At 43.0% G+C, this 12,040-nt stretch carries 9 protein-coding genes; 3 read left to right on the forward strand and 6 right to left on the reverse strand.

Going from position 1 to position 12,040, the window contains the following annotated elements; translation table 11 throughout:
• Positions 1-359 precede the first annotated feature (359 nt).
• The gene (gene prsT, locus GTQ48_RS00655; RefSeq protein WP_163104460.1) at positions 360-3,146 is read left to right on the forward strand and encodes an XrtA/PEP-CTERM system TPR-repeat protein PrsT; all 2,787 of its coding nucleotides are present in this window, start codon (positions 360-362) and stop codon (positions 3,144-3,146) included.
• Between the two features lie 519 nt (positions 3,147-3,665).
• Here the strand turns inward: prsT and GTQ48_RS00660 are convergent.
• The 6 genes from GTQ48_RS00660 to GTQ48_RS00685 form a co-directional block, all read right to left on the reverse strand.
• Positions 3,666-5,402: a serine hydrolase gene (locus tag GTQ48_RS00660; protein WP_163104462.1), complete on the reverse strand. Its 1,737-nt coding sequence runs from the start codon at positions 5,400-5,402 to the stop codon at positions 3,666-3,668.
• 212 nt (positions 5,403-5,614) lie between these two features.
• Positions 5,615-6,970, reverse strand: coding sequence for an MFS transporter (locus tag GTQ48_RS00665; RefSeq protein WP_163104464.1), 1,356 nt, complete (start codon positions 6,968-6,970; stop codon positions 5,615-5,617).
• Between the two features lie 40 nt (positions 6,971-7,010).
• Positions 7,011-7,583 carry a BON domain-containing protein gene (locus GTQ48_RS00670; protein WP_239059940.1) on the reverse strand — a complete coding sequence of 191 codons (573 nt, stop codon included), beginning with the start codon at positions 7,581-7,583 and terminating at the stop codon, positions 7,011-7,013.
• A 19-nt stretch (positions 7,584-7,602) separates the two neighbouring features.
• Positions 7,603-8,199 (reverse strand): phosphoheptose isomerase, encoded by a 597-nt coding sequence (locus GTQ48_RS00675; RefSeq protein WP_032097399.1) that lies wholly within the window; start codon positions 8,197-8,199, stop codon positions 7,603-7,605.
• An 87-nt stretch (positions 8,200-8,286) separates the two neighbouring features.
• Positions 8,287-8,628, reverse strand: coding sequence for a YraN family protein (locus tag GTQ48_RS00680; protein WP_032097400.1), 342 nt, complete (start codon positions 8,626-8,628; stop codon positions 8,287-8,289).
• Between the two features lie 9 nt (positions 8,629-8,637).
• Complete coding sequence (locus GTQ48_RS00685) at positions 8,638-10,677, reverse strand: penicillin-binding protein activator (protein ID WP_163104468.1); 2,040 nt, start codon at positions 10,675-10,677, stop codon at positions 8,638-8,640.
• Positions 10,678-10,826: 149 nt separating this feature from the next.
• On the opposite strand from GTQ48_RS00685, the gene rsmI reads away from it, so the two are divergent.
• A complete protein-coding gene (gene rsmI / locus GTQ48_RS00690) occupies positions 10,827-11,663 on the forward strand; it encodes a 16S rRNA (cytidine(1402)-2'-O)-methyltransferase (RefSeq protein WP_163104470.1) in 837 nt (278 codons plus the stop codon).
• 104 nt (positions 11,664-11,767) lie between these two features.
• Positions 11,768-12,031: a hypothetical protein gene (locus GTQ48_RS00695; RefSeq protein WP_163104474.1), complete on the forward strand. Its 264-nt coding sequence runs from the start codon at positions 11,768-11,770 to the stop codon at positions 12,029-12,031.
• Positions 12,032-12,040 lie beyond the last annotated feature (9 nt).

The raw sequence follows: 12,040 nt of genomic DNA on the forward strand, positions 1-12,040 counted from the left end.
AACCCATCATACTGCAAAAAACCTACCAATTTATTTAATTAATGTATTCAGAAGCTTAAAAAATATACATCATGCCTTTCAGGAAAATGTAAAATTTACTGACAAATTTACACCGATTCAGGGAATATAGGTTTCATGTACTGTTGATATTTTGAGACATTAGCAATTTAACGTCTAAAAAGAGCTTGGTTAGGGCAGAAAGCTGAGAAAAATTTATTTAAAGTCAAATTCCAGAAAGTTGCTTAACTATTGATATATGTTTACTCTACAGATGATTGAAACTGCGCTTAGTGATTTATACATATAGCAGCGAGGGTCAAAAACTGTAATTGTAAAATTAAATTTTGGACTTCTTAAATATGATGAACGCAAAATGCTTAAGTCTATTCAACCATATGACCCTTTTACGAGTAATACTTGGTATCGCTGCTCTTTTGTCTATTATGGCGTGTACTGAGAAGTCTTCGCAGCAGGCACTAGTGGAAGCTAAATCTTATAATCTAGAAGGTGACCGGAAAGCTGCTATTATCGTATTAAAAACAGCTATTCAAAAGCAACCAACCGATGCTGAATTACGATTTCAATTAGGCAAAATTTATATTGAGCAATCAGACTTTGTCTCAGCAGAAAAAGAGCTATCTCGGGCGTTATCTCTAGGCTTTCCATCTGCAAAAGTCATTCCTTTACTAGCTGAAGCGATGGAGCGTTCGGGTGCTAATGTGGCTTTATCAGAGCTTGAAGTTGAAACTCTACAGCTAACCAACATAGATAGATTGGAAGTAGGTTTTCGACAAGTGTCATCATTAATCTCTTTAAGCAAAAAAGAACAAGCGTTAGTTCAACTTAATTCACTTCAAAAAATAAATTCTGATTCTATATATAAAAGTCTACTGTCAGCGCTCAAAGCAGTTATAGAAGATGACGCTGTTGATGCAATGGTCATTGCCGAAAAGGCCTACTCTCGCTCACCACTAAACAGGGATGTGTTGAAATTAAATGCCAACCTTAATCTTGCTCAAAAAAACTTAAGTAAGGCTGCAGCCTTTTTCTCCGAATATGAAAAGCAAGCTCCTGAAGATCTGCAAAGCAAGCTTCTTCTTGCTGATTTATTGCTACAAACTCAGCAGCCTCAAAAAGCAGAAAAGCATATTGATGAATTGCTAAATCAATTTTCAAATTCTCCGTTATTGCATCAACTTAAAAGTGTTACTCGCTTAGCAGCCGAAGACTTCGATAAAGCATTATATCATGCTGAAAAAGCAATTATTTCTAAACGCAATGAGCCTGTAATAAGGTTTGTAGCAGGGATATCATCATTTGAATTAGGAGCGTATGCTAATGCCATAGCGCATCTTTCTGTGATTGCACCTCAATTACCCGATAACCACCCAGTGCTAAGAGTTTTAGTGGCCAGTCAAGTTCAATTGAGAAGAGCCGAAGCTGCGGAGGAATCCTTATCACGCATTTCTCAACCTGAAAAAAATGACGCTAGGTTGTTTACAGAAACTAGTTCCGTGCTGTCAAAAGCGGGTGATATTGATGCAGCAAAAAGTATATTAGCTCAGGCAGAAATAATTACGGAGACACCACAAGACCTAACCCGTTTAGGGCAAATAAAAATGTCTATAAACGACGTTACGGGGCTTGCAGATTTAGAAAAATCAGCAGCCCTAGCACCCACTTCGTTGAATAGTCTATCAGTCTTGGCAGAAGCGTATCTGAGCCTCGATGAATTAGATAAGGCTAACAAAGTCTCTCAAATATTGATACAAGCGGAAGGTACCTTGGTGCAAGGATTGTTAGTTGGCGCAGAAATTAAACAAAAGAAAGGGGATTATGGGAAGGCACAATTATTGTTATCAAAAGCACTTGAACTTGACAGCTCTAATATCGACGCGAGAATTGCTGACTTAAGGCTGGCAATGAGAACTGAAGATTTTGATTTAGCAATTCAAAAAGCTGAGGCATTGTTAGCGATAGAACCGACAAATATTCAAGGCTTATCGGCGATGTTCGCCATTACAGGATACTTGGGAAGTATCGATACTGCTTTCAGTTATGTCGATAAAATTGAGCTTACTAATGAAACTGAAGTTCCTGTTAAAGTATTACTTGCTGAATATCAATTGGTGTATCAAGGAGCGGTAACTGCACTAAAAACATTAAGAGCGATCGACGCAGACCAAACTGTACCGAATTCATATTGGCATATTAAGGCAAATGCACTGGTTCAATTAGGCAAAATTGAACAAGCAAAATCACATTATTTGCTTTGGGAACAAACTTACCCTTATCAACAATTGGCTATATTGGGACAGCTAAGCTTGTATGACCGAGAGCGGAAGTATGCTGCGGGGGTAGGTAAAGCGCAAGCATTCTTAGAGCGCAAAGAGAGTGCCGATATACGTTTATATCACGCCTATTTTAGTGCAATGACTGGTAATTCTGAAGTGGCAAAAGAGTCTTTGCTTAGGGTCCCATCAGCTTTGTTAGACCAGCCTTTTTCTAAAGGCGTTTTAGCTAGAATTGCACTGTTAGATGGCCGCGCTGAAGAAGCGGTTAAAAATGCAAAAATAGCGTATCAAGATGCTGATACCATTACCAACCTATTTTTATATGTGCAATCACTCGACCAAACTCAACAAAGCGAACTAGCCTATAACGTCATCATTGCACATACAGAAAAGTATCCTTCTGACATTCCTGCCAGAATACTTTTGGGTGAGCGGCAAATCGTAAATGATACTAAAGCAGCTATTGCCAATTACACTGACTTATTGAATATTACTCCTGACAATTGGATTGTATTGAATAATTTATCGTACCTTCAAATGCAGGCCGGTAATTTAGTCAGTGCAGAGAAAAACGCCAAAACGGCTTATGAACTTGATCCAACTAATGTTGCAGTTTCAGATACCTACGCGCAAATACTAATGTTAGACAAACGTTACAACGAAGCCTTAAAAGTATTTGAAAAAATCATGTCAACTAATATTAAAAACGAAGAGGTATTAGTACGGCATGTGGAGGCATTATTAAGAAATGGTGATACCGCTGTGGCTCAAAGAAGAATGGAACAGCTCAGCATAAGACAGCCAAAATTTAAGGAACAATTAGCTTCATTAAAAAATGAATTCAACCTTTGAAAGAAGGATGACTTAACCCGGTTGTTCAATAACGCTCCACTAAATCTTTACAAACAAATAAATTATTCAGAAAGTTATATCAAGGATCGATAAACGGGAAAGAATAGAATTAGACGTGGTGGAATTAAATGGGATAAGATCCACATTAAGCGATGTAGGCTCAGTTAAAGAACCAAACGCACCGATTTCAAAGCCTAGATAAATGTGTTTAGTACAACTCAAGGGTCCCCAGGCTAGACAGCCTTAGTTTTTCTAATCTTTCCTGATTGTTTTTAGCATGCTCGCTAACGCGGAAATGTCCAAAAACGTGTTCGAGCGAACCTGCGCTAAACGCTTGTTGCAGTCCATCGAATTGTCTGGAAGCGAAGGAGCAGCTTCACGCCCTAAGCTGCCATACGTCGTAAAAATTACAATCGCAGCATTGCTACTTTTTTAACGCTTTGAAATTAGCGTGTTAGTGCAAGTAAAAAGCCCTAATTGGCAAGAGTAGAAAGTGGAAATGGTCCCATCGTTCGTTACCTATCGCTTTCTAAAATAAAGATTCCGTACCCGACCGTTAGATATTCTAAAGCCATTCACTGCGCCACTATCATCGCGTTCAAACAAGATATCGCCAACCTGTGATCTGAAAAAGTCACCTTTAACTGGCGCAATATGATGATCGCTAAGGCGATAATGAGAAATTTTGAGCTGATCGTTGTCTGGTGAAAAATGATAAGTAGAAGAGAGTTCAGGGCTGTAGTAACTGCCTGCAAACTGAGATAGCCAGGATTCGGTTACCTCGATTGGCATATAGGCAACCGATACATATGTGTCCATATTATCTACTCGCACTGTCATTGAGCTCTGCTCGCCATCTTCAGTAAACTCAACGAAGATTTCTCCCTCTACATTTAGCATTTTGAATGTGTTTTCATTCACGGCAGCGAGGGGGCTTACATCGTTTTTACCTCGTGAATACATGAGTCTACCCTTGTCTAAATATATCTCTCTTGAGTAAGCGTCTGGCTCATTCCAGTAGTGACCTACATAAGCATTCAGTATGTCTGCGCTTAATTTATTTTTGCTGAGATCGAAGGCGCTAGGTGTTTGTTTCGGTGACATTGACTCCATAAACGCATCAGCAATAGCGTTTTGAGGGGGAGGGGTATTTGATTCTAGAAAGCGTTCAGCAATTTGCAGAGCCAACTCCCAAGGTCTTCCATCCGCGCCGTTATTCAATATAGCAATTGCCAAATTCTGTTCAGGAAATCGGGCTAAATATGAACGAAAACCTGCATCTCCGCCGCTGTGCTGAATATACTTGATGCCGTTGTAATGACTAATAAACTGCCCGTATGCCCCCCCAAATGTGTCTCCATTATTTAATGTCGCAAGCGTATTCATTTGTTTGATGATTGAAGGGCTACCTACAGTAGGTTCGGTGAAGTTTTCCGACCATTTAAGAAGGTCTTCTGCGGTAGTAAACAAACTGGTTGCGCCGACATTTGCATAGTTCAACACACTTTTCTGATAGCCATTGTCAATTGGCTCGTAGGAATAAGCCCTGTTACTAACGATTTTTTGATGATCGTCATAAAATAAACTGTTGCTCATATTTAATGGCGTGAACAGTCTTTCTTGTGTGAATTTCGCAAAGGACTTACCGCTAACTCTAGCAACAACCTCTGCTAATAGTGTGAACCCGGTATTCGAATAAAGGAATTCTTCTCCCGGTTTAAAGTTTAACTCTTTTTGTTTCGCTACCATTTTTAATACATGTTCGGTAGTGATCACATCATCTAAACGCCACCCAGCCATACGCAACAAGTTCCACTGATCACGCATGCCGCTGGTGTGAGAGGCTAAGTGTCGTAAGGTTATGGTTTCGCCAAAATCTGGTACTTCGGGAATGTATTGGCGAATGTCATCGTCAAAATTTAACTTACTTTCTTCGGCGAGTAATAAAATGGCGAAAACGGTAAATTGCTTCGATACAGATGCAACGTGAAACATGGTGTCTGGCGTAACCGGTATATCGTATTCAAGGTTTGCACTGCCATAACCTTTTGAGAAGACAACCTCTCCATCTTGTAATACCGCAACCGAGGCTCCTGGCTTGTTAATATCATCAAATTGGGCGAACAGTTTATCGAACTCTGTGGTTTGCTTCGCGACAGCATCATCAGGCACTGTAGAGTTTGAAGAAGGTTGGCAGCCAGATATACAGGTGAGCAGTGATAAGCCAATAACTATTCTAGCAGCAAGATGAGACACAATAACGATTCCTTGTTAATACTTGTTTTTCGATGTTCTCAGGCGACGAGCCTAGAAAAAGTGAAAACCGTTTAAAAGCAAATAGTAGAGTAAAACTGTTTTGGGCTATCGGCAATTTTATTTTCTATGGCCGTATTACCTGATGTACTCACTTCCCCAAAACTTCTGCGTTCTATGGAAAGTGTTTAGCTAAGTTCAACACGGGCCAGTTTTCAGAATGACTTTTTGCGCTTGCGTTTATTTAATACCGCATCGCCGTCTTCCTTTGAAAGCAAGATGCTGTCTGTAATACTAACCAATGCCAGTATTGCCATAAATACCATGGCGATAGTGAATGTTGTTATATCTGGTGTATCGGCAGATTGACCGAGTATTAACGAAGCCACTGCTATGGCCAGTGCTGAAAGTGTTATCCCCAGCCCGCGATTCATTTGCATCAATATTGCCCCAAGGGTATTTGCATCGCGCATCTTATCTGGTGGAACGTCAGCAAAAGCGATGGTATTTAGCAATGTGAGGTGCATTGAACGGGTAATGCCGTTGATGAAAAGCAGGGCTGCAATGGTAAAAGACGAGGTGTTAACATCAATCATTGCCAAGGCGATAAAACCTAGCGCAATAAGTACTCCGTTAACAATCAATACCGGTTTAAAGCCAAAGGTATTCATAATCCATGTTGTGGCAGGTTTAATAGCAAGGTTACCTGCAAACAGCCACAGCAAGATAGAGCCTGCTTCAACAGGTGTGTAACCTAAGCCCAGTTGCAGCATCAGAGGAATAAGAAAAGGCGCGCTGCCTAGCGCGATACGCACGACAGAACCGCCATACACCGATAATCGAAAGGTGCGATGTTGCATTGCATCAAATGAGAAGAGCGGATTCTTTGCCCTTTTTATGTGCCACATGGCAAATAGCATACCGGCAAAACCCACTGAAATAATGGTGGCACTTTCAAATAGCCTTTCAGCGTTACTCGCAAGAAGCTCAATGCCAGCCATAAAAAGCGCAAACCCAACGCCAGTGAGCAGAAAGCCTTTTACATCGAATGTGCTTACTTTGCCTTTTGTATTTTGAAGTAAATATGCCGAGGCAATAATAGCAATCAAGCCCAAAGGAATATTCATATAGAATATCCATTGCCAGCTGAAGTGGGTGGCAATGTAGCCGCCTAATACAGGGCCGAGCAAAGGTGCACTCAGCGCTGGCCAAGTAATGATGGCCACTGTTTTCACTAACTTTTCTTTTGGTAGGTCACGAAGTACCACTAACCGACCAACGGGCACCATCATTGCCCCGCCAATTCCTTGCAGTATTCTCGATAGGGTAAATTCAACCAAAGTGGTGCTTAAGCCACATAACACAGAGGCGAGGGTAAATACCCCAATGGCAGCAATAAAGATGGTTCTAGCGCCAAAGCGATCGGCCACATAGCCACTGAGGGGAATAAATAGGGTAACCGCAACAAGGTAGGCCGATACACCAATTGAAAGATGCGCAGCGGGGATCCCAAAATCTGCAGCAATAACTGGGAGCGCCGTGGTAATAACCGTGGCGTCCAGAATTTCCATAAAGAGCGCCCCCGCCACGAGAAGAGCAGTGGCAGCGTCTTTACTGATTAATTTCAAAGGCGCGCACAACTCTAGCTACACCAGTCACATTGCGAGCAATGTCTACTGCTGCGGTGGCTTCTAGGCTGGATAATCTGCCCATAAGAAATACTTCAGAGTCTTGTACTACTACCCTTACTTGCAACGCAGGTACACGCTCGTCAGCAACTAGCTTTGTTCTCACTTTGGATGCGAGCCAAATGTCGTTAGCTTGAGTACCTGCACCTATTGGACTAGCAACGCGCACTTGGTTGTGTATTTTCTTTAAATAATCCACGTTTTGGGCGCGTTCAACCGCTTCATCTATAAGCGCTTGATTTGGCGCTTGACCAGTGAGCAGTGCTACACCGTTATAAACATCAACCTGTAGGTTAGCTTGCTCTTTCAACGCATCGCTTTTAGACCATTGAAATGCTACCGCACTGTCGGCATTTTGGTCGTCAAGCTGGGTGCCCACGGTTCGCCGGTCGTTAGCTACCTTTGCTGCAACAGCACCTGCAGCGCCAACCGCCACTACACAACCTTGTAAGGTCATGGCAAAAGTAATCGCTAGAATGCTTACGCATTTTGTCATTGGCTTCATAAATTAATAATTACTCGTCACCGTGATCAGCTGGGAATAAGCTATCGTCAATGCACTCGCATAAATTGTGAATGACCAGCAAATGCACTTCTTGAATTCGTGCTGTACGGTTTGACGGTACGCGAATTTCTACATCGTGCTCACTAAGAAATCCGGCCATTTCTCCACCGTCTTTACCCGTCAATGCAACTATCGTCATGTCGCGCGACAGTGCGGCTTCCATGGCGGCGGTAACGTTGCGCGAGTTTCCGCTGGTAGAAATAGCAAGAAGGATATCGCCGGGTTGGCCTAGCGCGCGTACTTGCTTGGCAAAAATTTCATCATAGCTGTAATCGTTGGCAATAGACGTAATTGTTGAGGTATCGGTACTCAATGCTATAGCAGGCAGGCTAGGGCGGTCTCTTTCGTAACGATTTAGCATTTCAGAAGAAAAGTGCTGTGCATCGCCAGCCGAACCGCCATTACCGCAGCTAAGCACTTTATTTCCACGAATAAGCGCTTCAACCATCATGCTCGCTGCTTTTTCAATCGACTCTGGCAAAATTTCAGAGGCAGCAATTTTGGTTTGAATACTCTCAGTAAAGTTAGCTTTAATTTGTTCAATCATACTTCTTCTCTTTTTAAGCGAGCTGCTGATAGAAAATCTTCAGCGCTGGTGGGCGCGTATGAGGCGCTTCGAATGCTAAGGCTGGCATTAGCCAATATTTTTTAGCCATTGAAGACGGTTACCGTCGATAGCAATAACGTCGATCCGCAATGAGGTAGACGTCGAATTGAGGCTATTATCTAACAAATAGAACTCAAACGCAGCTTGAATTCGCTGCAGTTTTTGTGCGGTAACGAATTCTGCTGCATTGCCAAATTTCGTATTCTTACGATATTTCACCTCAACACACACTATGGTGTCGCCGTCTTGCATAACAATATCTAATTCGCCTCGGCGGGTGCGATAATTTTGACAGCGTAAGGTTAGACCTTGTTCCAACAAAAATTGACAAGCTTGTTGCTCTGCTGCATTCCCTTGCACTAGCGACATACTAATTCTCTATTCTGTGAGTATTTCCACTTTCTCATTGCGAATAATAGCTCTGGGTTGCTGTCGTTCTACTTCGCCATTTTCGTTAAGTGACAGCGAGCCTGTAAGCCCATCGTGATTTAAATATTGTAGCGTGTTTAATATACCAAGCTGAGGAAGCAGCTCATAGGCGTCATACCCAAAGGCGAATAAACGCTTTTGCATGGTACTTTGTGCTGCAAAGGCTTGGTCTACGGTTTGGGCTAAACCTTGCCATTTATGCTGCGGCATTAACCAAGGCATATCGATAAAGTGAATGTTTTTCAAATCTCGCCACTGGTTTTTTCCGCTGTCGTAATCCATAGAGCGAGATGAGGCATAAACGGGTATGGGCTGCCCATCAAGAGGGTTAAGACTTGCTTCAATGATAGGATTAAGTAATTCAGTGTCTTGTGGTGAAGCAAACGCGATAATCGCGTCTATGTCTCGTCTGCTACGAGGCATGTTGTACACTTCGTCATTAGTCATGTACTCAATTTGATTAATTCGCTCGTTGCTTTGCGCCACATCTAGCGCTGAAGTAATGCCTTCTCTCAGCGAGTTACTGTCATTGAACGTTACCGACGTGATGTTGGTGCGGCGTTTGCCTTCCGCCTTGTTCAGCGTTTCCCAATGCGCTTTAAATGTATCATCCATGCGCATGTAAAGAGAGCTCTGCTCTGCAATAACAATAGGGGCCCTGAAACCTTTGTTAAATATAAGCTCTGCAAGCTGTTTGGCCTCATCTTCTGGTGCTAGACCAAAGAAGTTAGCTGCGATAGGTTGCGCAACAGACGTTTTCTCAGATAAACCTTGCTCTGCAGATAAGGGGGGTATCGCGCTTTTTTGCTCTGATAGCGAGCCGGCTTCAGCGTTCCCCGAAGAATCCTGCTGTGCAAGCAACTCAATGGACCTATCAAGCTCGCCCATTGCCTGCTGAAAATTATCAAACCGATTTAGGGCTAATACATTTACCCCAGTAGGTAGGGCAGGCACTATGCGTTCAACGTTATCTTTAAGTAGCGGGCCAATAACAAATTTTGCTTCTCCGATGGCACTTATAATTCCCTCGGCATCTTTATCTGTGGTATCCACAAAACTAAGCTGAGGCAGGTTGCGCTCGCTCTGATTATCTTCAATGCTCTGATAATACGCTGCCATGATGCCGTTTTTGATGGTATTTCCCGTTGCGCCAAGACGGCCAGATAGTGGAAGTAATACAGCAATACTGTCGATGCTTGGACGAGAAAGCTGGGTAGCGCTATCTACATTTTTAGGGAAAGCCTTGCCTAGGCTATGACCTGCATAGACACGTTTGAAATTGCGTAGGTTAGCGGCAAGTTGCTCAGGGTTAGAACGATATTCTTGTGTTAACTTTCTAAGTGAAATAAAAGGAGAAAGATTGGGATACTGCGAGCTTACGTCGTCAAGTGATGAGAGGGACATAGACGTTACCCATGTCCAAACTTGCTCTACTTTTTGTTCGTCAGTGAGGTCGGTTTTCAATAGGCTGTTTGCCGCCGCGCCATAATTGCCCTCGCGAATAAATAACTGTGTCTGAAGGTGTGCTTTTTCGACACCAAATTGGCTTTGGTCAGGCACTGTCTCAAGCATGGTCAGTAGAGTTTGGGGCGACGCGTCAGGGCTGTTCACATACACTTTTGCCATAAGCAGTGCGTAGGCAGATTGGTTAGCAGTAGATACGCCGTCTTGCTTCACTTCATAAAGCACTTGTTGGGCTAACAGGGGCTTTTGATTTGCGATATACAGCTCAGCAGCCTCTAGAAGTAAGGTGTCTCTTCGCTCTTTATTGCGAGTTTCAAGCCACGCCTTTTTTGCCTCAACAAGCTTGTGTTCAGGTGTAATCTCTTCCTGGGTAACAGGCTGCTCAACGGGGGATTTTACGTTTGTTGGAACGTTAACCGCTTTTTTGGGCGTACTCGTGCAGCCAACTAACAATAACGGTGAAAGCAGTAATGAGGTTACCGCAAAACGCGTGATGTGTTTTCCAGTGGTTCCGGTATGGCGCACAGTTTCATTCCTTTTACTTCGATATGGGCTCAGTTTATCTCAACCAGTGTGAAAATCTACGCTTGGCGGCATAAACTGGACTATTGGCATGTTACACTTACCGCATTATCACGTTTCTATTATTATTTATGACTAACTCTGCCAATTCTATGAATGACGTTGCTACGCTGTACATTGTACCCACCCCCATCGGAAACTTAAACGACATAAGCGCTCGTGCTATAGAGGTACTTGGCAGTGTGAGTTGGATTGCGGCAGAAGACACCCGCCATAGCTCAAGATTACTTCAGCACTTGAATATTTCTACCAAAACATTATCGCTGCACGATCATAACGAAGATAAGCGTGCAGCCATGTTATGCGAGCGACTGAAGGGTGGCGAAGCGGTTGCGTTGATCAGTGATGCAGGAACGCCGCTAATAAGCGACCCTGGTTTTATCTTGGTACGTCGCTGCCGCGAGCAGGGCATCCCGGTTTGCGCTCTGCCAGGCCCCTGCGCAGCCATTACAGCATTAAGCGCGTCAGGCTTACCGACAGACAAGTTTATTTTTGAAGGGTTTTTGCCAGTAAAATCACAGGCCAGAGAGAGTGCGGTTTCTGCGCTACTAGATAGACCTTACACGAGTGTATTTTACGAAGCGCCACGCAGAATTTTAGACACAGTAACGCTTATTCAGCGCGTGCTCGGTGAAAGGCATATTGTGGTGGCGAAAGAGCTGACTAAAACTTTCGAAACCTATGTAAGTGGCAGCGCCCAAGATGTTATTGATTACCTAACATCCGAAGCGGCCCACCAAAAAGGTGAATTTGTGGTGATGATTGGTCCAGCCCATATTAGTGAGCAAGAAATACCTTTTGAGGCAATGTCATTGCTGCACACCCTTTGTGAGCATATTCCACTGAAAAAAGCCGCTGCGGTAGTTGCAGGCCACTATGGCTTAAAGAAAAATGCGCTTTATCAAGCAGGATTGGACGCAAAAGAATAAACCAGAGGTGATAGGGGCTAGCACTGATCTTAACTGCCTTTTAGTTGTTACCAATTACTAGGTGTTATTAAGACAATGTTGAACAGCAAAAAATGGAGGCGTAAATGAAAAAAACACTGAAAATCACCATGGGAGAAGGCAAGTGGCTGGTAGATGTTTTCTCAAAGGCCAATGATTCGGGAGTGTTCGATTTAATTCACCCCAATACCAGCGCTGAGATATCGTTTAATGAAGGCGAGATGTATGGTTTTCGTTATAGCGTAAGCGGAAAAAAAGGTACCTCATTTACCATCGAGCTGGATGATATCGTGTTAGTAGAAGGTGAAATAGATGACAGCGAAACCGCAAAGGGTAGCGGTGTTATTTAAGTTCTATCG

The organism is Alteromonas genovensis (assembly GCF_010500895.1).
GTDB lineage: Bacteria > Pseudomonadota > Gammaproteobacteria > Enterobacterales > Alteromonadaceae > Alteromonas > Alteromonas genovensis.

Bases quoted from the DNA above. Each gene is read 5' to 3' on its own strand.
- prsT (WP_163104460.1), top strand. From the start codon at position 360: ATGATGAACGCAAAATGCTTAAGTCTATTCAACCATATGACCCTTTTA.
- GTQ48_RS00670 (WP_239059940.1), bottom strand. From the start codon at position 7,583: ATGACAAAATGCGTAAGCATTCTAGCGATTACTTTTGCCATGACCTTA.
- GTQ48_RS00695 (WP_163104474.1), top strand. From the start codon at position 11,768: ATGAAAAAAACACTGAAAATCACCATGGGAGAAGGCAAGTGGCTGGTA.
- GTQ48_RS00675 (WP_032097399.1), bottom strand. From the start codon at position 8,199: ATGATTGAACAAATTAAAGCTAACTTTACTGAGAGTATTCAAACCAAA.
- GTQ48_RS00665 (WP_163104464.1), bottom strand. From the start codon at position 6,970: ATGGAAATTCTGGACGCCACGGTTATTACCACGGCGCTCCCAGTTATT.
- rsmI (WP_163104470.1), top strand. From the start codon at position 10,827: ATGAATGACGTTGCTACGCTGTACATTGTACCCACCCCCATCGGAAAC.
- GTQ48_RS00680 (WP_032097400.1), bottom strand. From the start codon at position 8,628: ATGTCGCTAGTGCAAGGGAATGCAGCAGAGCAACAAGCTTGTCAATTT.